Annotated in this window: 18 protein-coding genes; 11 read left to right on the top strand and 7 right to left on the bottom strand. The window is 63.2% G+C overall.

Annotated features, from left to right (window positions below; genetic code table 11):
• Positions 1 to 49: 49 nt before the first annotated feature.
• Complete coding sequence (betT, locus tag SB756_RS15700) at positions 50 to 2053, bottom strand: choline transporter BetT (RefSeq protein WP_410911095.1); 2004 nt, start codon at positions 2051 to 2053, stop codon at positions 50 to 52.
• A gap of 229 nt (positions 2054 to 2282) precedes the next feature.
• Positions 2283 to 3215, bottom strand: coding sequence for a serine O-acetyltransferase EpsC (gene epsC, locus SB756_RS15695; RefSeq protein ID WP_341797303.1), 933 nt, complete (start codon positions 3213 to 3215; stop codon positions 2283 to 2285).
• Positions 3216 to 3560: 345 nt separating this feature from the next.
• Between epsC and tcyJ the strand changes: the two genes are divergently transcribed.
• The 9 genes from tcyJ to SB756_RS15650 all read left to right on the top strand — a co-directional run bounded on the left by tcyJ (position 3561) and on the right by SB756_RS15650 (position 12664).
• Entirely contained in the window at positions 3561 to 4355 is a 795-nt protein-coding gene (tcyJ, locus tag SB756_RS15690) for a cystine ABC transporter substrate-binding protein (RefSeq protein ID WP_341797302.1), read from the top strand.
• Positions 4352 to 5020 carry a cystine ABC transporter permease gene (tcyL, locus tag SB756_RS15685; RefSeq protein WP_016497537.1) on the top strand — a complete coding sequence of 223 codons (669 nt, stop codon included), beginning with the start codon at positions 4352 to 4354 and terminating at the stop codon, positions 5018 to 5020. Before tcyJ ends, tcyL begins: the two co-directional genes overlap by 4 nt.
• Before the next feature lie 2 nt (positions 5021 to 5022).
• Positions 5023 to 5781 (top strand): L-cystine ABC transporter ATP-binding protein TcyN, encoded by a 759-nt coding sequence (gene tcyN, locus SB756_RS15680; protein WP_016497536.1) that lies wholly within the window; start codon positions 5023 to 5025, stop codon positions 5779 to 5781.
• Between the two features lie 376 nt (positions 5782 to 6157).
• Complete coding sequence (locus SB756_RS15675) at positions 6158 to 7399, top strand: SfnB family sulfur acquisition oxidoreductase (protein WP_341797301.1); 1242 nt, start codon at positions 6158 to 6160, stop codon at positions 7397 to 7399.
• Between the two features lie 154 nt (positions 7400 to 7553).
• Positions 7554 to 8735, top strand: a complete 1182-nt coding sequence (locus tag SB756_RS15670) for an SfnB family sulfur acquisition oxidoreductase (RefSeq protein ID WP_410911094.1) — start codon at positions 7554 to 7556, stop codon at positions 8733 to 8735.
• Positions 8735 to 10126 carry an LLM class flavin-dependent oxidoreductase gene (locus SB756_RS15665; RefSeq protein ID WP_410911093.1) on the top strand — a complete coding sequence of 464 codons (1392 nt, stop codon included), beginning with the start codon at positions 8735 to 8737 and terminating at the stop codon, positions 10124 to 10126. The genes SB756_RS15670 and SB756_RS15665 overlap by 1 nt, the downstream gene beginning before the upstream one ends.
• A complete protein-coding gene (locus SB756_RS15660) occupies positions 10119 to 10919 on the top strand; it encodes a MetQ/NlpA family ABC transporter substrate-binding protein (protein WP_410911092.1) in 801 nt (266 codons plus the stop codon). Before SB756_RS15665 ends, SB756_RS15660 begins: the two co-directional genes overlap by 8 nt.
• A 1-nt stretch (position 10920) precedes the next feature.
• Positions 10921 to 12030, top strand: coding sequence for a methionine ABC transporter ATP-binding protein (locus SB756_RS15655; protein ID WP_410911091.1), 1110 nt, complete (start codon positions 10921 to 10923; stop codon positions 12028 to 12030).
• On the top strand, positions 12020 to 12664 hold the full coding sequence (locus tag SB756_RS15650; RefSeq protein ID WP_008096606.1) for a methionine ABC transporter permease: 645 nt from the start codon (positions 12020 to 12022) through the stop codon (positions 12662 to 12664). The genes SB756_RS15655 and SB756_RS15650 overlap by 11 nt, the downstream gene beginning before the upstream one ends.
• A 28-nt stretch (positions 12665 to 12692) precedes the next feature.
• Here the strand turns inward: SB756_RS15650 and dibA are convergent, their stop codons facing one another.
• Positions 12693 to 14588, bottom strand: a complete 1896-nt coding sequence (gene dibA / locus SB756_RS15645; protein WP_410911090.1) for a phosphodiesterase DibA — start codon at positions 14586 to 14588, stop codon at positions 12693 to 12695.
• Between the two features lie 184 nt (positions 14589 to 14772).
• On the opposite strand from dibA, the gene desA reads away from it, so the two are divergent.
• A complete protein-coding gene (gene desA / locus SB756_RS15640; protein WP_338745768.1) occupies positions 14773 to 15957 on the top strand; it encodes a delta-9 fatty acid desaturase DesA in 1185 nt (394 codons plus the stop codon).
• A gap of 99 nt (positions 15958 to 16056) precedes the next feature.
• Positions 16057 to 17085: a GGDEF domain-containing protein gene (locus SB756_RS15635; protein WP_258654621.1), complete on the top strand. Its 1029-nt coding sequence runs from the start codon at positions 16057 to 16059 to the stop codon at positions 17083 to 17085.
• A gap of 52 nt (positions 17086 to 17137) precedes the next feature.
• Here SB756_RS15635 and SB756_RS15630 read toward each other — a convergent pair whose 3' ends face one another.
• The 4 genes from SB756_RS15630 to SB756_RS15615 all read right to left on the bottom strand — a co-directional run bounded on the left by SB756_RS15630 (position 17138) and on the right by SB756_RS15615 (position 23615).
• A complete protein-coding gene (locus SB756_RS15630) occupies positions 17138 to 18397 on the bottom strand; it encodes a response regulator (RefSeq protein WP_341797293.1) in 1260 nt (419 codons plus the stop codon).
• A gap of 138 nt (positions 18398 to 18535) precedes the next feature.
• A complete protein-coding gene (gene gabT / locus SB756_RS15625; protein ID WP_341797292.1) occupies positions 18536 to 19813 on the bottom strand; it encodes a 4-aminobutyrate--2-oxoglutarate transaminase in 1278 nt (425 codons plus the stop codon).
• A 182-nt stretch (positions 19814 to 19995) separates the two neighbouring features.
• On the bottom strand, positions 19996 to 21438 hold the full coding sequence (gene gabD / locus SB756_RS15620; protein WP_016484375.1) for an NADP-dependent succinate-semialdehyde dehydrogenase: 1443 nt from the start codon (positions 21436 to 21438) through the stop codon (positions 19996 to 19998).
• Between the two features lie 500 nt (positions 21439 to 21938).
• Entirely contained in the window at positions 21939 to 23615 is a 1677-nt protein-coding gene (locus SB756_RS15615; protein WP_341797291.1) for an aryl-sulfate sulfotransferase, read from the bottom strand.
• Positions 23616 to 23632 lie beyond the last annotated feature (17 nt).

Here is a 23632-nt window from a genome sequence, read left to right as displayed (position 1 = left end):
GTAGGAGCAGCCTTGTGCTGCGAATGGGCCGCAAAGCGGCCCCGGCAATCTAACGGACCAGATGCAGGTACTGCATGTGCCGCTCGTACTGGTCGAGGATGTCGTTGATGATCTGCTCCTTGCTGTAGCCCACCAGGTCATAGTTCTGGCTGCCTTCGCTCAGGTGCACCTCCGCCCGGTAATAGCGCCGGTTCTTCAACTCCTGCGTACCCAGCCCACCCAGGGCGAACGACGGCGTGAAGTAGCCACGCATCTGCACCTGGTAAATGAACGGCTGTTCCTCGCCATGGCCAATCTTCAGGCTGACGTTATCGTGGCTCGGGTCGTCCTGGGTAATCAGCACCAGGCCCTTCTGCTCGAACACTTCGCGCACATCAGCGATCGCCGGGCGCACCACGTCGTCCATGAAGCGGTACACCTCATCACGCGACGGGAAGTGCACGGCCTGGCTCAGGCGCTGGCGCCAGCCGCCACGGCCGCGACGTGACTGGGCGAACGGGGCCAGCGAGTGCATCTGCGCGATCTGCCGTTGCGACTCCAGGTAAAACGCCTTGTGCAGCCCCCACATCATGCACAGCAGAATCAGCGAGAACGGCAACGAGGTCAGCACCACCGCCGACTTCAGCGAGTCGATGCTGCCCGCGAACAGCAGTGCACTGGTGATCAGCGCCGTCATCGCGCCCCAGAAGATGCGCAGCCAGTTCGGCCCGTCCTCGTCCGCGTCGCCACCCTTGGCCGACAGAGTCGACAGCACCACAGTGCCCGAGTCGGCGGAGGTCACGAAAAACACGAAGCTGATGAACACCGTGGTGGCGATCACCACCTTGCTCCACGGGTAGGTTTCCAGCAGCAGGTACAGGCTCATCGACGGGTTATCCAGTGCCGACTGGCCCAGCGCGGTCATGCCGTGGTTGATGACCTGGTCCAGGGCGCTGTTGCCGAAGATCGACATCCACGCCAGGGTAAAGCCCAGCGGAATCAGCAGCACGCCAAACACGAACTCGCGGATGGTGCGGCCGCGGGAAATGCGCGCGATGAACAGGCCCACGAACGGTGCCCAGGCAATCCACCAGGCCCAGTAGAACACTGTCCAGCCGCCCAGCCAGTCGCGGTTATCACCGTAGGCATACACATCAAAGCTCTTGCGTGGCAGAGCGCCCAGGTAATCACCCAGGTTCTGGATCAGCGTGTTGAACAAGTGTTGGGTAGGCCCGGCAAACAGCACGAACAACAGCAACGCGCAGGCCAGGAACAGGTTGATGTCGCTCATCACCCGCACGCCCTTCTCCACCCCGGCAACGGCCACGGCCACTGCCGCGCCCATCATCAGGATGATGAGGATCACCTGCACCCACTGGCTGTGGCTGATGCCGAACAGGTAGTCCAGGCCGGCGTTCAGGTGCAGTACGCCAAAGCCCATGTCGGCACCCAGGCCGAACACCGTGGCAATGATGCCGAAGCCATCGACTGCGTAGCCGATCGGGCCGTTGATGCGCTTGCCGATCAGTGGGTACAGCGCCGAACGCAACGCCAGCGGCAGGTTGTGGCGGTAGGCGAAGTAGGCCAGCGCCATGCCGACAAAGGCGAATACGCCCCAGCCATGCAGGCCCCAGTGCAGGAACAGGATCTGCATCGCCTGGCGCCCGGCCTCGGCCGTGCCCGCTTCGCCCTGGGGCGGTTGCAGCATGTGCGTCAGCGGTTCGGAAACGCAGAAGAAGAACAGGGTAATGCTGATACCGGCGGCGAACAGCATGCCGGCCCACGAGAGGTAACTGAACTCGGGTTCGTCGTGGTCGGCACCGAGCTTGATCTTGCCGTAGCCGGACAAGGCGGTGACCACCACGAAGACCAGATACAGCGTCATGGCCAACATGTAGTACCAGCCGACCGTGTTGGCCGCCCAGTTCTGCGCCGCCAGCAGCCAGTCGCCTGCGGCTTGCGGGTTGGAGATGACTACCAGGCCAAAGATGAGGATGAAACTTGCCGCAAAGTAGAACACCGGGGGGTTCATGCGGATTTTGCCGTTGGCGGCGGAAGGGTTCGGTGCACTCATCGGGCGTGCACCTCGTCGAATGACGTGAGGTTCGGAATGAACGGGTTCAGCAAAGGAATCCTCCTGTTGAACACCGGCAGCGGACCAGCGTTTTTACATTGAACAAGCGTTCAAGTTAAACATGGATCGGATTTCAATGCGAATTGGGCCGCTGATTGGCGTCCTCCTGCACTGGCATCTTCGCGGGCTTGCCCGCCAAGAGGCCAGTGCAGCTAATATCAATGCCAGATCAGTTCTTGTCCTGGCAATCCAGCTGCAGGTTGGCCTGGGTGATGTTGCTTTCAGCAGGCACACTGCGGGTCAGCCACACGTTACCGCCAATGGTCGAACCCTTGCCGATGGTAATACGCCCCAGCACCGTGGCCCCGGCGTAGATCACCACATCGTCCTCGACAATCGGATGGCGCGGCAGGCCTTTGTGCAGGGTGCCGGACTCATCGCTGGGGAAGCGCTTGGCGCCCAGGGTCACCGCTTGGTAGATGCGCACGCGCTCGCCGATGATCGCGGTTTCGCCGATGACCACGCCGGTGCCGTGGTCGATGAAGAAGCTCGGGCCGATCTGTGCGCCGGGGTGAATGTCGATACCGGTGGCCGAATGTGCCAGCTCCGAACTGATCCGCGCCAGCAGCGGCAGGCCGGCCTGGTACAGGTGATGCGCCAGGCGGTGATGGATGATCGCCAGGATACCCGGGTAGCACAGCAGTACCTCATCGACGCTGCGCGCCGCCGGGTCGCCGTGGTAGGCAGCCAGCACGTCGGTGTCGAGCAGCACCCGCAATTCTGGCAGCGCCGCGGCAAAGCCCTGGATCAGGCTCAACGCCTGGGCATCGACGCTGGCCAGCTCGGCCTTGCTTTGCCGAGCGGCATAGCGCAATTCCAGGCGCGCCTGGGTCAGCAAGGCGGTCAGCGCGGCATCCAGGGTATGGCCAACGTAGAAGTCTTCGCTCTCTTCGCGCAGGTCCACCGGCCCAAGGCGCATGGGGAACAACGCCCCGCACAGTTGCTCGAGAATTTGTCGCATCGCCTCGCGCGACGGCAGCTCGCGCCCGCCCTGCTCACCAATGCTGCGGCCATTGCGGGTGCGCCATTGCTCACGGGCGCCGCGCAGGCCGGTGACAATGCTGTGCAACTGCCAGTGCGCGGATGAAGGTTGTTCGCTCACGGTTTTCTCCTGCCGTATAGGCCATCTGGTTTTTTTCGCCAGGCCCGAGCCTTTCGCGGTCCCTGTGGGAGCGGGTTCACCCGCGAAGAGGCCGAGCCTGCCTACATGCAATCCACTCTACGGCAAATCCGTCCCTTGGAAAAAACAACGCTTTATTCCATCCTGCGCTAAGTCAGGCATAAGCCGCGATGACGTAGCGAGCATCCTCGCCTACCCTCAAAGCAGCCAACACCTGGTATAAACTAAGAATGGAATAACAAAATAATTTTTTATTATTTCCTGACCTAAGCAGCCAACCCTATAGTCGCCACCTCACTACTTACACAACAAGCGCGGGGCTCTGACATGTCGAAATTCGCCAAACCGCTACTCAACGCCAGCCTGGCCATCCTGCTGGGTGCCGGCCTGCTCAGCCAGGCGTTCGCCGGCGAGCAGTTGAAGACCATCCAGGAAAAAGGCGTGATCAACGTCGGCCTCGAAGGCACCTACCCACCGTTCAGCTTCCAGGACGAGAACGGCAAGCTGGCCGGCTTCGAGGTGGAGCTTTCGGAACTGCTGGCCAAGGAGCTGGGGGTCAAGGCCAAGATCCAGCCGACCAAGTGGGACGGCATCCTTGCCGCGCTGGAATCCAAGCGCCTGGACGTGGTGGTCAATCAGGTGACCATCTCCGAGGAGCGCAAGAAGAAATACGATTTCTCCGAGCCCTACACCGTTTCGGGTATCCAGGCCCTGATCCTGAAGAAGAAAGCCGCGGACCTGAACATCAAGACTGCGCAAGACCTGGCTGGCAAGAAAGTCGGCGTGGGCCTGGGCACCAACTACGAGCAGTGGGTCAAGCAAGACGTCCCGAAAGCCGAAGTGCGCACCTATGAAGACGACCCGAGCAAGTTCGCCGACCTGCGCAACGGCCGTATCGACGCCATCCTGATCGACCGCCTGGCCGCGCTGGAATACGCGCAAAAAGCCAAAGACACCGAACTGGCCGGCGATGCCTTCTCGCGCCTGGAAAGCGGCGTGGCCCTGCGCAAGGGCGAGCCTGAATTGCTGGCGGCCATCAACAAGGCCATCGACAAGCTCAAGGCTGACGGTACGCTGCCCAAGCTGTCCGAGAAATACTTCGGTGCCGATGTCACCAAATGATTGCTGAAAGCCTGCAACTCGTTGTCGACTCCGCGCCCTTCCTGCTGAAGGGCGCGGGTTATACAGTGCTGCTCAGTGTCGGCGGCATGTTCTTCGGCCTGCTGCTGGGCTTTGCCCTGGCGTTGATGCGGCTGTCGAAGATCTTGCCACTGAACTGGCTGGCGCGGATCTACGTGTCGTTCTTCCGCGGCACGCCGCTGCTGGTGCAGCTGTTCGTGATCTATTTCGGCATGCCGCAGATCGGCATCGAACTCGACCCCATCCCGGCTTCGCTGATCGGCCTGTCGCTGAACATGGCGGCCTACATCTGCGAAATCCTGCGCGCTGCAATTTCCTCGATCGACCGTGGTCAGTGGGAAGCCGCCGCCAGTATCGGCATGACCCGCGTCCAGGCCATGCGCCGGGCGATCCTGCCGCAGGCCTTGCGTACCGCCCTGCCCCCGCTGGGCAACAGCTTCATTTCGCTGGTCAAGGACACTGCCCTGGCGGCGACCATCCAGGTGCCCGAGCTGTTCCGCCAGGCGCAGCTGATTACCGCACGCACCTTCGAAGTGTTCACCATGTACGTGGCGGTCGCGGTCATCTACTGGGTGCTGTGCAGCATCCTCGCGCACTTCCAGAACCGCATGGAAGCGCGGGTCAACCAGCATGACCAGGAGCAATGAGCATGATTGAAGTCAAAGGCCTGACCAAGCGCTTCAAGGGCCAGACCGTGCTCAACGGCATCGACTTGACCGTGCAGCCCGGCGAAGTGGTGGCTATCATCGGCCCCAGCGGCTCGGGCAAGACCACCTTCCTGCGCTGCCTGAACCTGCTGGAAACCCCCGACGCCGGGCAGATCAAGATCGGCGCCATCAGCATTGATGCCAACCGCCCGCTGGGTGGCCAGCAGAGTGCGATACGCCGCTTGCGCCAGCAGGCCGGGTTCGTGTTCCAGAACTTCAACCTGTTCCCACACCGCACCGCCCTGGAGAACGTGATCGAAGGGCCGGTGATCGTCAAGAAGACGCCCCGCGAGCAGGCCATCGAGCTGGGGCGGCGCCTGATGGCCAAGGTCGGCCTGGCGGGCAAGGAAGACGCCTACCCACGGCGCCTGTCCGGCGGGCAGCAGCAACGGGTGGCCATCGCCCGCGCCCTGGCCATGGAGCCGGAGGTGATCCTGTTCGACGAACCCACCTCGGCACTGGACCCGGAGCTGGTGGGTGAAGTGCTGGCGACCATCCGCGGCCTGGCCGAAGAGAAACGCACCATGATCATCGTCACCCACGAGATGAGCTTTGCCCGGGACGTGGCGAACCGGGTGATCTTCTTCGACAAGGGCGTGATCGTGGAACAGGGCGAGGCCAAGGCACTGTTTGCGGCGCCGAAGGAAGAGCGTACCCGCCAGTTCCTGCGCAAGTTCCTCGGTACTGCTGCCTCCGAGTAATCACGCACAGACGCAGATCCCTGTAGGAGCGGCCTTGTGCCGCGAAAGGGCTGCGCAGCTGCACCCAGGTTTCAGCAACACCGCTGAGATTGCCGGGGCTGCTGCGCAGCCCTTTCGCGGCACAAGGCCGCTCCTACACCGATCGCGCCTGCCTGAAACAGCCACTCTCCCCCTTCCATCTATACATATTCCAAAGAGTTAGTTCATAAACTTTTTATAAAGCATTAGGGTATATAAACCGGACCACCGGACCAGCACACTTTTGTCGCGACCAGCTGTAGCGACACAACTTTTTTGTGAGGTCAGGAATGGTCAGGATCACAATCACCCCAGTGCGTATCGCCAGGGCATTGAGTGCAGCCAAGGAGCGGTACTGATGTCCAGCCAGCCAAATACCCAATTCCATAGCGATCTCGACAGCTCGCCCCTGCTGCTGCCGGCCAAGGTACTGCGCAACGACGCCGAAGCCTTGCAAGCGGCCCGCGAGCTGGCCGAGGTTGCCCGCGAGCAAGCCGCCCGCCGCGACCAGCAACGCAAACTGCCGTGGGCGGAGATCGAGCTGTTCACCCGCAGCGGCCTGGGCAGCATCAGCGTACCCAAGGCCCACGGCGGCCCCGACGTGTCGTTCGAAACCGTAGCCGAAGTGTTCCGCCTGATCAGCGCCGCCGACCCGGCCTTGGGGCAGATCCCGCAGAACCAGTTCGGCATGCTGCAACTGATTCGCCTGACGGCCACCGAGGCGCAACAGGCGCTGATCTTCCGCAGCGTGCTCGACGGTTGGCGCATCGGCAATGCCGGCCCCGAACGCGGCACCAAGGACACGCTCACCCTCAAGGCCCGGATCACCCGCGCGGGCGATAGCTATCGCATCAGCGGCGAAAAGTTCTATTCCACCGGTGCGCTGTTCGCCCACTGGGTAGCAGTGAAGGCACTGGATGACGAAGGCCGCCAGCGCCTGGCGTTCGTGCGCCGTGGCAGCCCGGGGCTGCGCATCGTCGATGACTGGTCCGGGTTCGGCCAGCGCACCACCGCCAGCGGCACTGTGCTGCTGGACCAGGTGCCGGTCGACGCGGAACTGGTGATCGACAACTGGCGCCAGCGCGATATCCCCAACATCCAGGGCGCAGCCTCGCAGCTGATCCAGGCGGCGATCGACGCCGGCATTGCCGAAGCGGCAATCGATGATGCGATCACCTTCGTGCGTGAAAAGTCGCGCCCGTGGATTGAAGCCAACGTGGACCGCGCCAGCGACGACCCTTATGTGATCGCCGACATCGGCAGGCTGAAACTTGAGCTGCACGCCGCCGAAGCGCTGCTGCGCAGGGCCGCGCGGGTACTCGACGAGGTCAATGCTGCGCCCATCGACGCAGCCAGCGCGGCCCGGGCCTCGATTGCGGTAGCCGAGGCCAAGGTGCTGACTACCGAAATTGCCCTGCAGGCCAGCGAGAAGCTGTTCGAGCTGGCCGGCAGCCGCGCCACCCTTGCCGAGTTCAACCTCGACCGCCACTGGCGCAATGCCCGGGTGCACACCCTGCACGACCCGGTGCGCTGGAAGTACCACGCGGTGGGCGCGTACCACCTCAACGGCACCCTGCCTGCGCGGCATTCCTGGATCTGATTTTTAGGCCTTGGGGGCTGCTTTGCAGCCCATCGCGGCACAAGGCCGCTCCTACGCGGGATCGCGTACCGACATGGGATCGCGCATTCCTGTAGGAGCGGCCTTGTGCCGCGAAAGGGCCGCAACGCGGCCCCAATGGCCCCGGAGAAACAACATGACTACAAAAATCATCACCAGCGACACCGAAGCCCTGAATGTCGCCGAGGACATCGCCCAGCAACTGCGCCGCGACAGCGCCCTGCGCGACCGCGAGCGCCGCCTGCCCCACGCCGAACTGGAGCTGTTCACCCGCTCCGGCCTGTGGGCCATCAGTGTGCCCAAGGCCTTTGGCGGCGCGGGCGTGTCCAACGTCACCCTGGCCAAGGTCATCGCCCGTATCGCTCAGGCCGACGGCTCGCTGGGGCAGATCCCGCAAAACCATTTCTACGGCCTGGAAGTGCTGCGGGTAAACGGCAGCCCCGAACAGCAACAGCGCCTGTACGCCGAAGTACTCGCCGGCCGCCGCTTCGGCAATGCTTTGGCCGAGCTGGGCACCAAGACCGCCAACGAGCGCACCACCCGCCTGAGCCGCGACGGCGAGGGCTTTCGCATCAACGGCCGCAAGTTCTACTCCACCGGCGCCATCTACGCCCAGCGCATTCCTACCTCGGTCGTCGACGACCAAGGCGTACAGCAGCTGGCCTTCGTCCCGGCCGACAGCCAGGGCCTGCAGGTGATCGACGACTGGAGCGGCTTCGGCCAACGCACCACCGGCAGCGGTTCGGTGGTGTTCGACAACGTGTATGTCAGCGCCGCCGACGTGGTGCCGTTCCAGAGCGCTTTCGAGCGCCCCACCCCGGTTGGGCCGCTGGCGCAAATCCTCCATGCCGCCATCGACACCGGCATCGCCCGCGCCGCCTATGAAGACGCCCTGCACTTCGTGCGCACACGCAGCCGCCCGTGGGTCGACTCCGGCCTGGACAAGGCCACGGATGATCCGCTGACGCTGAAGAGCTTCGGTCACCTGGCGATCCGCCTGCATGCCGCCGAAGCCCTGCTGGAGCGCGCCGGCGAATACCTCGACCGCGCCCGCGACGACAGCACCACCGACAACGTGGCCGCCGCCTCCATCGCCGTGGCCGAAGCGCGGGCCATCAGCACCGAGATTTCCCTCGCCGCCGGCACCGCCCTGTTCGAACTGGGCGGCAGCCAGGCAACGCTTGCCGAGCACAACCTCGACCGCCACTGGCGCAACGCCCGCGTGCACACCCTGCACGACCCGGTGCGCTGGAAGTATCACGCGATTGGCAACTACTACCTCAACGATGCCAACCCACCACGCCGGGGGACCATCTGATGGCCAGACAGATTCTGCTCAATGCCTTCAACATGAACTGCATCGGGCACATCAACCACGGCCTGTGGACCCACCCACGGGATACCTCGACCCAGTACAAGTCCCTGGAATACTGGACCAACCTGGCGCGCCTGCTGGAGCGCGGCCTGTTCGACGGGCTGTTCATTGCCGACATCGTCGGCACCTACGACATCTACGGCCAGTCGCTGGACGTCACCCTTAAGGAGTCGATCCAGCTACCGGTCAACGACCCGCTGCTGCTGGTTTCGGCCATGGCTGCGGTCACCCGCCACCTAGGGTTCGGCCTTACCGCCAACCTCACCTACGAGGCGCCGTACCTGTTCGCGCGGCGCCTTTCCACCCTCGACCACCTGAGCAATGGCCGGGTGGGCTGGAACATCGTCACCGGCTACCTCGACAGCGCCGCCCGCGCCATGGGCCTTGAGCAGCAACCCGAGCACGACCGCCGCTACGACCAGGCCGACGAATACCTGCAAGTGCTTTACAAGCTGCTGGAAGGCAGCTGGGCCGACGACTCCGTGGTCGCAGACCGCGAGCAGCGTGTGTATGCCCAGCCCGACAAGGTGCGCAAGGTCAGCCACCACGGCGAGTTCTACAACGTCGAGGGCTATCACCTGAGCGAACCCTCGCCGCAACGCACCCCGGTACTGTTCCAGGCCGGCAGCTCGCAGCGTGGCCTGGCGTTCGCCGGCAACCATGCCGAATGCGTGTTCATCAGCGGCCAGGACAAGGCCGCCACCCGCGCCCAGGTCGACAAGGTACGCGCTGCCGCCCAGGCCGCCGGGCGCGACCCGCAAGCGGTCAAAGTGTTCATGGGCATCACGGTGATCGTCGCCGCCACCGAGCAAGCGGCCCAGGCCAAGCATGCCGAGTACCTGCGCCATGCAAGCCCCGAGGCCGGTGTCGCGCACTTCGCCGCATCCACCGGCATCGACTTTGCGGCCTACGGGCTGGACGAGCCGATTGGCTTCAGCCAGGGCAATGCCATCCAGTCCGCCACGCGCCAGTTGCAGGATAACGCCTGGACCCGCCGTCGGCTGCTTGAACAGCACGCCCTGGGTGGCCGCTACGTAACCCTGGTCGGCTCACCGGAACAGGTGGCCGAACAGTTGATCGCCTGGATCGACGAAACCGGGCTGGACGGTTTCAACCTGACCCGCACCGTCACCCCGGAAAGCTTCGAGGACTTCATCGACCTGGTCATCCCGCAGTTGCAACAGCGTGGCCGCTACAAGACCGCCTACGCCGAAGGCACCCTGCGCGAGAAGTTGTTCCAGGCCGACCACCCGCACCTGCCAGCCGATCACCCGGGCTCGACCTACCGCTTTACCCCAACCCCTGCCCCGACTGGAGCCCTGCACCATGCTTGAGAGACTGTTCCGGCCCGTCGCGGCCATTGCCCTCACCCTGGGCCTTTCTGCCAGCGCCCTGGCTGCCGAACCGCTGAAGATCGGCACCACCTCGGCCTTTGCCATTCCGCTGGAAGCCGCAGTGGAAGAAGCGCACAAGCAAGGCCTGGAAGTGAAGCTGATCGAATTCAGCGACTGGATTGCGCCCAATGTCAGCCTCAACAGCGGCGACATCGACGTGAACTACTTCCAGCACATCCCGTTCCTGGAAAACGCCAAGGCTGCTGCGGGCTTCAACCTGGTGCCTTACGCCTCGGGCATCATCAACAACGTTGGCCTGTACTCGAAAAAGTACAAAAGCTTTGCCGAGCTACCTGAGGGTGCCAGCGTGGCCATCGCCAACGACCCCATCAACAGCGGCCGTGGCCTGCAACTGCTGGCCAAGGCCGGGCTGATCACCCTGAAGCCAGGCGTTGGCTACAAGGCCACCGAGGACGACATCGTCGCCAACCCGAAAAAGCTGAAAATCCTTCAGGTCGAGGCGGTTCAGCTGGTACGCGCCTACGACGACGCCGACCTGGTGCAGGGCTACCCGGCCTACATCCGCCTGGCCAACACCTTCGATGCCACCTCGGCATTGCTGTTCGACGGCCTGGAAAACAAGGAATATGTGATCCAGTTCGTCATCCGCCCGCAAAGCAAGGACGACCCACGGCTGGCCAGGTTCGTCGACATCTACCAGCATTCGCCGGTGGTGCGCGCAGCATTGGACAAAGCCCACGGCAAGCTCTACCAAGCCGGCTGGGAAGGCTGACATGAGCCAGGCCAGCGCGCTCAGGGCGCCTACACCACAACCATTGCCGCCAACGGTCAAGGAACAGGCCCTGCGCCCGGAAGTCAATGAAGCCCATGTGCGCTTCATCGGCCTGGGCAAGACCTACCCTGGCCAGACGCAACCGGCCTTGCAAGGCATCGACCTGAACATCCGCCATGGCGAGATCTTCGGCATCATCGGCCGCAGCGGTGCCGGCAAGTCTTCATTGCTGCGCACCATCAACCGCCTGGAGCAACCCAGCCAGGGCCGGGTACTGATCGACCAGGTGGACATCGCGCCCTTCGACGAGGACCACCTGGTCGCGCTGCGCCGGCGCATCGGCATGATCTTCCAGCACTTCAACCTGATGTCGGCCAAGACCGTGTGGCAGAACGTCGAGCTGCCGTTGAAAGTGGCCGGCGTGGCCAAGGCCGAGCGCCAACGCAAGGTGCGCGAGCTGCTGGAGCTGGTCGGCTTGCAGGAAAAACACCACGTCTACCCGGCGCAACTGTCCGGCGGGCAGAAACAGCGCGTGGGCATTGCCCGGGCGCTGGTGCACGACCCCGAGATTTTGCTATGCGACGAGGCCACCTCGGCTCTGGACCCGGAAACCACCGCTTCGATCCTTGAGTTGCTGCGCGACATCAACCGGCGCCTGGGCCTGACCATCGTGCTGATCACCCACGAAATGGCGGTAATCCGCGATATCTGCCACCGGGTGGTCGTGCTGGAGCGCGGCGAAGTGGTCGAGCAGGGCGAAGTCTGGCGGGTGTTCGGCGCACCACGCCATGAGGTCACCCGCACCCTGCTTGCACCGTTGCAGGCCAGGTTGCCTGCCGCGCTGCAAGCCAGCTTGCGGGCGAACCCGGTTAGCCGCGACAGCGCTTTGGTACTGAAACTGACCTTGCTCGGCGAACCCGAGCTGTCTGCCCTGTTCAACGATCTGGGCGGCCGCGTGCGCCTGCTGCAGGGCAGCGTGGAAACCATTGGCGAGCATGCCTTGGGGCAACTGATCCTGTCGGTGCAACACTCGCCGCACGATACCCATCAACTGCTGGAACGTGCCCGCCGCTGGGCCGAGGACGTGGAGGTACTGGGCCATGTGGTTTGATCGCCTGCTGGAAGGCTTGCTCGATACCTTGCTGATGGTCGGCGTGTCGTCGCTGATCGCCCTGCTGGTGGGGGTGCCGATGGCGGTGCTGCTGGTCACCAGCGACAAGGGCGGAATCTTCGAGGCACCGTTGCTGAACCGGGTGCTGGGCGCCTTCGTCAACCTGTTCCGTTCGATCCCGTTCCTGATCCTGATGGTCGCGCTGATCCCCTTCACCCGCCTGGTGGTAGGTACCACCTACGGCGTGTGGGCGGCGGTGGTGCCGCTGACCATTGCCGCCACGCCGTTTTTTGCGCGGATTGCCGAGGTCAGCCTGCGCGAGGTCGACCATGGTTTGGTGGAAGCTGCACAGGCCATGGGCTGCCGGCGCTGGCACATCGTCTGGCACGTGCTGTTGCCCGAGGCGCTGCCGGGCATCGTCGGGGGTTTCACCATTACCCTGGTGACCCTGATCAACTCCTCGGCCATGGCCGGGGCGATCGGTGCCGGGGGCTTGGGCGACATTGCCTATCGGTATGGGTACCAGCGTTTCGACAGCCAGATCATGCTGACCGTGATTGCCATGCTGGTGGCATTGGTGGCGTTGATCCAGCTGGGCGGTGATCGCCTGGCGAAGGGCTTGAACAAACGATAGCCAGGGGGCCGCAAGCGGCCCCTGGGTCTCAATCCCAGCGCAGATCCGCAGCCGGCACCGGCCGACCAAACCAGTACCCCTGCCCCAGCTGGCACTGCTCCAGCAGCAGGAAGCTGGCCTGCTCCGCCTGCTCGATGCCCTCGGCATGCACCTGCATGCCCATGCTGCGTGCCAGGGCAATGATTACCCGCACGATCGCGATGTCATCCTCATCCAGAGGCAACCCGGCCACGAAGCCCTGATCGATCTTCAGCTTCTGCACCGGCAAACGCTTGAGCCGCAGCAACGACGAATACCCGGTGCCAAAGTCGTCGATGGCCAGGGTCACCCCCAGCTCGCGTAGCCGATGCAGTTGCTCCAGCGCCACCTCCGGGTCTTCCATCACCGCGCTTTCGGTCACTTCCAGTTCCAGCAGGGCCGGAGCCAGGCCAGTCTCGTGCAGCACCTCGGCCACCTGCCCGTACAGTTCATGCTGGCCAAACAGGCGGCTGGAGATGTTCACTGCCACAAACGCCAGCTGCCGGCCTTCGGCCTGCCACTGCACCATTTGCCGACAGGCCTGGCGCAGCACCCAGGTGTCGATTTCGGCAATCAGCCCGGTGCGCTCGGCAATCGGGATGAACTCGCCCGGCGGCACCAGGCCGCGCTGGGGGTGCTGCCAGCGTACCAGTGTCTCGACCCCTACCTGTCGGCCTGTTGCCAGATCATGTACCGGCTGGAAGTAGGCCCGCAGCTCATCCTGCTCCAGTGCCCGACGCAGCTCACCGGCGGTCTCGACCCGGTGCTGGGCGTGAGCGGTCAGCTCTTCGGTGTACAGCGCATAGCAGGCACGCCCGTTGCTTTTGGCCTTGTACAACGCCGCATCGGCATTACGCAGCAACTGCTCGGCGCTCAAGGCGTCGCTGGGGAACAGGCTGATACCGACGCTGGCACTGATGAACAGGCGATTTTCCTCGAACACGAACGGCTCGCGCATGCGTTCGATAATGCACTGCGCCAGCTTGCCCGCCTGGCCGACCTGCTGGCAGTTCTCGGCCAGCACACCGAACTCGTCGCCACCCAGGCGTGCCAGGGTCACGCCATTGCCCAGCACCTCGCCCAGGCGCTCGCCCACCAGCTTCAGCAACTGGTCACCGATGGTGTGGCCCAGGCCGTCGTTGATACTCTGGAAATGGTCCAGGTCCAACAGCAGCAGGGCACAACCGCGCTTGTTGGCCTGGGCGGCCGCCAGGGCCTGCTCGACCCGGTCGCTGAACAGCAGGCGGTTGGGCAGGCCGGTCAGCGGGTCGTGGTGCGCCAGGTAGGCCAGCTCCTGTTCCGAATGCTTGATCGCACTGATGTCACTGAACACCGCTACGTAATGGCTCAGCTCACCGTCGTCATCGCGGATGGCGCAGATGGTCTGCCATTGCGGGTAGATTTCGCCGCTTTTGCGCCGGTTCCAGATTTCGCCGCTCCATTCGCCCTGCTCGGCCAGGGTGGCAAAGATCTGCTGGTAGAACGCCTGGCCGTGGCGGCCCGATTTGAACTTGCTCGGGCGCTGGCCGATCACCTCGTCCTGCTGGTAGCCGGTGATGCGCATGAAGGCACGGTTTACATGCACGATCAGGCCTTGGCGGTCGGTAACCAGTACGCCTTCGAGGGTACTGTCAAACACCGCAGCGGCCATTCGCAGCCGCTCGCGGTCCTCGCAGCGCAAGCGCGCACCGACACCGATGAAGTTCAGCAGCCGCACGCGCGACACATAGATCAGCACGGCACTGAACAACACCCACAGCACCACGTTGATCTGCCGCCCCACGGTCAGTGCCAGGGGATCGTCAGTCATGCCGTGCAGCATCACCTCGGCGAGCGCCAGCCAGAGGATCGAGAGCACCACATACAGCGCAGCCATGCGCAAGGCGTCGCGAACGGAAACAGACATGTCGGGTGGGATTGACCATCAGAAAGGAAGGGCGATTATAAAGGTTCTGGTGCTCTATGGGGGCGGGCACGCCCGCTCCCACATCGATCGCGTGAAACATCGCGTGGTCAGCTTTGACTGGTTTTATTTCCCTGCCAAGGGATAATCAGCCCTTCCCACCCGCATTTCGAGGGTATTTACACCTATGTGGTACAACGGCCTGCTCGACTTGTCGGCCTGGCAACTGGTCGGCATCACGCTGCTGATGACCCACGTGACCATTGTCAGCGTCACCGTCTACCTGCATCGCTATTCCGCGCACCGGGCCCTGGAGCTCAATGGCGCGCTCAAGCATTTCTTCCGCTTCTGGCTGTGGCTGACCACGGCGCAGAACACCCGCGAATGGACCGCCGTCCACCGCAAGCACCACGCCAAGTGCGAAACCCCGGACGACCCGCACAGCCCGGTGTTCAAGGGCCTGGGCACAGTGCTGCGCAAGGGCGCCGAGCTGTACCGTGAAGAGGCGCGCAACCCCGAAACCCTGCGCATCTACGGCAAGAACTGCCCGGATGACTGGATCGAGCGCAACCTCTACTCGCGCTACAAGCTGGGTGGCATCGCGCTGATGGCGGTGATCGACCTGCTGCTGTTCGGCACCGCCGGCATTACCATCTGGGCAGTACAGATGATGTGGATCCCGTTCTGGGCCGCCGGCGTGGTCAACGGCCTGGGCCACGCGCTCGGCTATCGCAACTTCGAATGTCGCGACGCTGCCACCAACCTGGTGCCATGGGGCATCGTCATCGGTGGCGAAGAGCTGCACAACAACCACCACACCTACCCCAACTCGGCCAAACTGTCGGTCAAGCGCTGGGAGTTCGACATGGGCTGGGCGTGGATCCGCCTGTTCTGCCTGTTGCGCCTGGCCAAGGTGCAGCGCGTGGCGCCGATTGCCCACCGTGTGGCGGGCAAGGCCAGCCTGGACATGGACACTGCCATGGCCATCCTCAACAACCGCTTCCAGATCATGGCCCAGTACCGCAAGCTGGTGATCGGCCCGCTGGTCAAGCAGGAGCTGGCCCGGGTGGACGCCTCGGTGCGCCACCATTTCCGCCGCGCCAAGCGCCTGCTGTCGCGCGAAACCAGCTTGCTGGAAGACCGCCACCATGTGCGTATCGAGTCGATGCTTGCCCATAGCCAGGCGCTGAAGACCATTTACGAAAAACGCTTGGCCCTGCAGCAGATCTGGGCGCGCACCAGCGCCAACGGCCACGACATGCTGGCTGCCATGAAGGACTGGATACACGAGGCCGAAACCAGCGGCATCCACGCCCTGCGCGACTTCGCGGCGCAGCTCAAGACCTACTCCCTGCGCCCCACCGGCGCGTGACCGCCGTTGATCGGCACGCCCCATTGCGGTGCGTGCCTTTCGGAACTTAGCCACCTCGACTTGACTCAAATTTGGCACATCGCCCGCGTGGCGGGCCAGATGCTGGCCGCACGCTTTTACGTCGAGACCCGCTTCGTGCACATGGCCAAGAATATTCCAACGACATTGCCCGGCACCCCACCTCCCGAAGCCGCCCAGACTTTACTGGCGCTACTCCACGCCCAAGGCGAGGTAGCCCGCCTGAGCGAGCGCGACCAGTTGTTCAGCTCGTTGCTGGACAGCGTTAACGCGGTGCTGTGGGCCTTCGACTGGGAAACCCGTCAGGTGCTGTACGTAAGCCCCGCCTACGAGCGCATCTTTGGCCGCCCGGCCAGCCTGGTGCTGGCCGACTACAACGAATGGCGCGACAGCATCTACCCTGACGACCTCGAGTTCGCCGAACGCAGCCTGGCACAGGTGCTGCTCAAGGGCTCGGTGGAAGACCGCGAGTACCGCATACTGAATGCCGACGGGCAACTGCGCTGGCTAAGCGACAAGTGCTACATCAACCAGCAACACGAGGGCGACCGAGTAATCATTGTCGGTATCGCCGAAGACATCACCGAGAAAAAGCAGCTTGAAGGCGAATTGCAGCGCCTGGCCACCACTGATGTGCTGACCCAGAGCAGCAACCGCAGGCACTTCTTCGAATGCGCCCAGCAGGCCTTTGACAGCGCCCGCGAAGACGGCACGCCGCTGGCCTTTCTGCTGCTGGACATCGACGACTTCAAACGCATCAACGACAGCTATGGCCACCAGGAAGGGGACCAGGTGCTGCAACACATTGCCGACAGCGGCAAGGCCGTACTACGCCGTGGCGACCTGTTCGGGCGCATTGGCGGCGAGGAGTTTGCGGCGGTGTTCCCGGGTTGCAACACGCAGGTGGCAGAGCAGATTGCCGAACGCTTGCAGCGGCAGATTCAGCGTTTGAGCTTCAACCATGGCGAGCAGACATACGGGGTGACAGTGAGCCAGGGGCTGACCGGACTGACCGAAGAAGATGTGGCCCTGGACAGCCTGTATGCCCGGGCCGATGCGGCGATGTACCAGGCCAAGCGGCAGGGCAAGAACCAGATCGTCCGTGGCTGACCCATCCCCCGCTGGAAAGGTATAACTGGGGCTGCTTTGCAGCCCCAAAAACTCAGCTGGGCGCTTCAGCCTCCGCCACAGGAGGCTCTTCCTGGGGCTTCACCTCCGGGTTATCCACCTTGCGCAGCCGGTTCAGCTCCGGCAGGCCAAGCTTGAGCAAGCGCGCGGTCTTGCCGCTGGCCACTTTCTCCAGCCCCTGCTCGGCCGGCAGCCGCGACAACTGCCCCGCCAGGTTCATGGCCAGGATCTCCCGCGAATACACGCCGCCGCCCAACTGGTAGATCGCCGCGATCAATTCGCGCAAGGCCAGCGGCAAACGCCAGCGCGTGCGTAGCGCCGAACCGAACGCCGCACCAAACTCATCCAGCGATTGCTGCACGTTGCGTTCGTCCAGCTCGCCCCCGGCCAACCGCCACTCTTGCAGGCAACGCAACACCGCCAGGTCGCCCAGGCAATGCAGCAACCCCGCGCAATAGCAGCGCCCTTCGTCCAGCTCGAGCATGCGTGCCAAGGTACGGCCATATTCGGCCGTATGCAGGGAAAGGTCCCAGTAGCCGGCCGCGTGCTGCGCCAGCAACGGGTCGCTGAGCCGTGCGCTGCGCTTGAGGGCCATGCCAAGAATCAGGTTCATGCTCTGGGTACTGCCAAGCTTGTTCAGGGCCTGCAGCAACGTTTGCACCGGTGCTTCCCGGTGCAGCGCGGCGCTGTTGGCGGCCGCGATCAACACGGCGGTAACCTGAGGGTCGCTACGCACTTCCTCTTCGAGCACCTTCAGGTTCAGGCCCTGAGGGTTGAGCGCTTGCTTGATCGCGACCTGCACATCGGCCAACAGCGGCCCGCCATCGGCGGTAGCACGGCGCTGCTCAAGGTAGGCGAACAAGCTGGCACCTGCCTGCAAGGCTGGCACCGGGCAGGCGATTTCTTCGCCAACGGCCAGCAGCAGCTCTTCCAGGCGCTTGCGCAGGTTGTCCAGATTCAGTGGTTTACTCAGGTAGGCGGTAGGGTGCAGGGGCAATACCTCGTGCACACTGGCGCTGTCGCTGCGGTTGCTCATGAGGATGAACGGCAACCCCGGCCCTTTGGCGCGCACCTTGCGCAACAGGTCCAGGCCATCGACACCGGCCAGCTCGCGGGCGGCGATAATCAGGTCTGGCTTGCTGGACAGGGCGCTGAGTGCCTGCGCCCCATCGACGCATACCTGCAGGCGGGCATCGCAGCGCACGCTTAGCAGCATCTCGCTGAGCATGTCACGCACCCAAGGGTCGCCTTCGACAATCAGTACGCTGGGTGGGGTGGGGTCTACAGCGCTCATCGCCAACTACTCCTGAATAGCCTGACACACATTCCGTCGCAGCTTCCAAAGCAAATCCTCCGCTAACCATAGCGCCCCATGGCTTTTCTGGGCACAAAAAAAACCCGCCGAAGCGGGCTTTTTCAGAAGCGCATCACATCAAGCGAGTTCAGCGAAGCACTCTTCGATGATGGCCAGGCCTTTGTCCAGCAGTGCGTCTTCGGCAGTCAGCGGTACCAGGATACGCAGAACGTTGCCGTAGGTGCCGCAGGACAGCAGGATCAGACCCTTGTCGCGTGCCTTGGCAACAACCTGGCCAACAGCAGCAGCGTTCGGGGTGTGAGTGCCTTTCTCGAAGACTTCAACAGCAATCATCGAGCCCAGACCACGGACGTCGCCGATGATCGGGTACTTCTTCTGGATTTCGCGCAGGCCGGTGGTCAGACGCTCACCTACAGCCTTGCTGCGGTCCAGCAGTTTTTCTTCTTCGAACACTTCGATCACAGCCAGGGCCGCAGCGCAAGCGATCGGCGAACCGGCGTAGGTGCCGCCCAGGCCGCCCGGCGCGATGGCGTCCATGTACTCGGCCTTGCCGCACACACCGGCCAGCGGGAAGCCGCCAGCAATGGATTTGGCGAAGGTGGTCAGGTCAGGCGCAACGCCCATCTGTTCCATGGCGAAGAAGGTACCGGTACGGCCAGCGCCAGTCTGTACTTCGTCGGCGATCAGCAGGATGCCGTGCTGGTCGCACAGGGCGCGCAGGCGCTTCATCAGCTCTTTCGGCGCTGGCAGGAAGCCGCCTTCGCCTTGTACCGGCTCGAGGATGATCGCGGCGATATCGCGCGGCTCGGCGTCGTTCTTGAAGATGCGCTCGACCGAGGCGATGGCGTCGTCAACGCTTACACCGTGCAGTTCGCTCGGGAACAGGGCGCGGAAGATGCCACCTGGCATCAGACCCATGCCAGCGGAGTACGGCACGACCTTGCCGGTCAGGCCCAGGGTCATCATGGTACGGCCGTGGTAGCCGCCGGTGAAAGCGATGACGCCAGCACGGCCAGTGGCGGCACGGGCGATCTTGACGGCGTTTTCAACAGCTTCGGAGCCGGTGGTGACCAGCAGGGTCTTCTTGTCGAAGTCGCCTGGTACCAGCTTGTTGATCTTTTCGCACAGTTCTACGTAGGGTTCGTAGGCCAGCACCTGGAAGCAAGTGTGGCTGACTTTGGTCAGCTGCTCTTGCACGGCTGCAACCACTTTCGGGTGCAGGTGGCCGGTGTTCAGTACTGCGATGCCGCCGGCGAAGTCGATCAGTTCGCGGCCTTCAACGTCGATCACGGTCGAGTTCTTCGCGGTGTCGACGAAGATCGGGTGGATCTGGCCAACGCCACGTGGGACGGCAGCTACACGACGTTGCATCAAGGATTCGTTGGTCTTGCTCATAATGCCCTCATTGCGCCGACAGGAATGGCGCTTTTATTCGGGGGTGGCTGGGAGTGCTCGCGCACAGTATTCGTTGATCGACTGCCGTAAACGCCCTGGCCACCAGGTACTGCGATGTAAAAAAGGCCAGCGAGACGTCGCTCTCGCGCCCCGCTGGCAGAGGTAAAGCCTTTACCGTGCTATCAGACGCTGATGCACAGGTATTTGATTTCGAGGTAGTCCTCGATACCGTATTTGGAACCTTCGCGGCCCAGGCCCGAAGCCTTGATGCCACCGAACGGTGCTACTTCGTTGGAGATCAGGCCGGTGTTGATACCTACCATGCCGTATTCCAGGGCTTCGGCAACACGGAACACACGGCTCATGTCGCGGGCGTAGAAGTACGAAGCCAGGCCGAACTCGGTGTCGTTGGACATGGCGATGACTTCGGCTTCGTCTTTGAAGCGGAACAGAGGCGCCAGTGGGCCGAAGGTCTCTTCCTTGGCGACAGCTGCGGTTTTCGGCACGTCGACCAGGATGGTCGGCTCGAAGAAGTTGCCTTCGATCAGCTTGCCACCGGACAGCACCTTGGCGCCTTTGGAGACGGCGTCTTCGATGTGTTCCTGAACCTTGGCGACAGCTTTGCCGTCGATCAGCGGGCCAGTGGTGGTGCCGTCTTCCAGGCCGTTACCGATCTTCAGCTTGGCAACTGCAGCGGCCAGCTTCTGGGCGAACGCGTCATAGACGCCGTCCTGCACGTAGATACGGTTGGCGCAGACGCAGGTCTGGCCGTTGTTGCGGTACTTGGAGATGATCGCGCCTTCGACAGCCTTGTCCAGGTCGGCGTCGTCGAACACGATGAACGGGGCGTTGCCACCCAGCTCCAGGGAAACCTTCTTGATGTCCTTGGCGCATTCTTGCATCAGCTGGCGACCGATTTCGGTCGAGCCGGTGAAGGACAGCTTGCGTACCAGGGAGTTGCCGGTCAGTTCGCCGCCAACTTCGCCAGCGCTGCCGGTAACGACGCTCAGCACGCCAGCCGGGATACCGGCACGGTGTGCCAGCTCGACCAGCGCCAGGGCGGAGTAAGGGGTTTGCGATGCAGGCTTGAGCACCATGGTGCAGCCAGCGGCCAGGGCCGGGCCGGCTTTACGGGTGATCATGGCAGCCGGGAAGTTCCACGGGGTAATGGCCGCAGTAACGCCGATTGGCTGCTTGATGACGATCAGGCGCTTGTCTGGCTGGTGGCCCGGAATGGTGTCACCGTAGACGCGCTTGGCTTCTTCGGCGAACCACTCGATGAACGAAGCGGCATAGGCGATTTCGCCCTTCGCTTCGGCCAGTGGCTTGCCCTGCTCGGTGGTCATCAGGCGAGCCAGGTCGTCCTGGTTCTCGATCATCAGTTCGAACCAGCGACGCAGCTTGGCCGAACGCTCTTTGGCGGTCAGTGCACGCCAGGCCGGCAGGGCCTTGTCGGCAGCTTCGATGGCACGGCGGGTTTCCGCAGTACCCATCTTCGGCACGGTGCCGATGACTTCACCGGTGGCCGGGTTGGTCACCTTGATGGTCTGGCCATTGTCCGCATCCAGCCACTCACCGTTGATGTAGGCTTGCTGGCGGAACAACTGAGCGTCTTTGAGCTGCATGTCGGCTTCCCGAATTGTTGATTGTTGAAAAGCGCCCAAGGCAGGGCATCGAGCGTTTGAAATCTCAAACGAATGCTAAGCGGCTGCTGGGGTGTTGGACAATAGGCTGTTCGAAAAAAAGAACGAATGGTTGAACAGTCCATCTGAAATCGCCCGAAAAACGGCCGCTTCAGGGTAGACGATCTAGCAGAAAGAAATGTGAAAGGGGGAGTGGTTGCCGTGAGATCTTCAGCGCCTATGAAAACGAGCGCCGCCCGCGCGGCGCTTCGCAGCACAAGGCTGCTCCTACATTTGTTTCGGGCCAATTATTCCTGAGGTCAAGGCGCGCGGCCCTTTGGTGCTCACCTCAATATCGTGTCGAACAAACAAGGCGGTCGCGCGCGTTGGTGCAGGCGTCACTGGCCCGAAACAAATGTAGGAGCAGCCTTGTGCTGCGAAGCGCCGCGCGGGCGGCGCTCGATGTACGCATCAACACAAAATTTACGTCAGGCCTACCAAGCTCAAAATGCCTTGGCCAGGTCGATCACCAGTGCCCGGTAGCCAACACTGCCCGGCTGCCGGCTGTGCACCTTCAACTCCACCAGCACCTCCTGGGTCCCGCGCCGCACCTCGTTGAGGACGGTGGTGGTCAGTTTCTCGGGGGTGAGGAAGTTCACCGAAGCCGAGTAGATGAACTGGGTGTCGGTCTCCGGCCGGTAGGCCACCACCGAGGTCACCGGGCTGTACCACTCGTCGCCGCGCTCCTTGCCGTACTCCCACACCTGCTCGACCGTGCCCTTGGCTTCGTCGATGCGGTACTCCACCGCCCGGCTGTAGTTGCCGGCAAGCTTGGTCGGCGCAAAGTCGCGCCCCCAGCCGTTGTCGAACACGGTCAGCGTGCCTTTGCCAGTCAGCCAGGCAGTGTGCTGGGTCCACGACCAGTCGAAGTTTTCGCTCGCAACCGGTGTCAGCACTTTGTCGCGCAGGCGCTCAGGCCAGCCTTGGGGCGAGGCAAGAATCCACTTCACCTGCTTGTCGCGACCAATCTTCACCACGCCCTGATGCCGTGCTGAAACGATGATGCTGTCGTCATCAGCGTCGTAATCGATGGCATTGACGTGTGCCCAGTTGCGCCCGGTACCCACCCCCGGGGTGTCGCCAAACGGCAGGTTACCCTCGGCCAGTTCGTTGGCCAGGCGGTCGTCCTGCTTCTGCACCCCTTCCGGCAACTGGATAGCGGCCTTGCCGAGGGTTTCCAGCAAATCGCCGCGGTACGGGTCGAGGATCTGGTTGAGGTCCCAGAAGTCCAGTACATCCCCGGCTTCGCTGACCTCGATGATGTGGTCGCGAATCGAACGCACACGCTTGCCGTCCGGGCGGCGGTAGTCGCTGGTGCCCACCCGCAGCAGGTAGGTGCCGTTGGCGGTTTCGCGGATTTCGTGGGAGAAGTCGGCGAATTTGTCGGGCAGGCTGCGCTGCCATATGCGCCGGCCCAGCAGGTCGTACTTGGAGTAGGTCTGGCCCTGGCCCCAGATCAGCTTGCCGTCGCGGGTCTGCTGGAAGCCCATGGTGCCGCCCAGGCCGTCGCGGCGGTTGGAGTCGTGGATCTGCTCGATATCCAGGTACCAGCGCACATCGCCATTGCTGTCGGCAATCCAGTTGTTGCCCACCTGGTCCCATTCCGCTGCGCCACCCAGGGCATTCCACTTGAAGGCGCGGCCGCCCGGGATGTCACCCTGCAGGTGGTTGAACAGGTACAGGCGCCTTTCAAAGCCAGGCGTCACCTTGACCGGCTGCACTTCCGGCAACGCGGCGGTCTGCCTGGCCACCACCGGCAGGCGCACGGCCGGGGCGTAGACCTGGTACTGCTCGCGAATGCGCTCGCCGTCGAGCTTGTAGGTCACCTCGACCTGGTTGACGTAGTCCGGGTACAGCCCGAATACCGGGATGCCGCCGTAGGTCCACAACGAACGATCAGACACGTCATAGACAATGTCCACACCGCGCTCGCCACGCCCCAGCACACGCACATGCGCGTCACTCAGGCTGCGCCCACCGTCGCGGATGATCGCGGTCAGCGGCGCCAGGCGGTACGGGTTCACAACCACATCGCCGAGCAGCGCCTCGTCACGCTCGGGGACCTTGGCGGTCAGGCAGGCGCCTTCAGGCAGTGCAGGGGTTTGGGTCTTGGCATTCATGGCAAAGCTCCTTGTGC

The sequence above is a fragment of the Pseudomonas sp. SIMBA_068 genome (assembly GCF_046534705.1).
In the GTDB taxonomy this organism is placed as follows: Bacteria; Pseudomonadota; Gammaproteobacteria; order Pseudomonadales; family Pseudomonadaceae; genus Aquipseudomonas; species Aquipseudomonas putida.
Note: the sequence above shows the minus strand (reverse complement) of the source record. Positions and strands in the feature narration are given on the sequence as shown.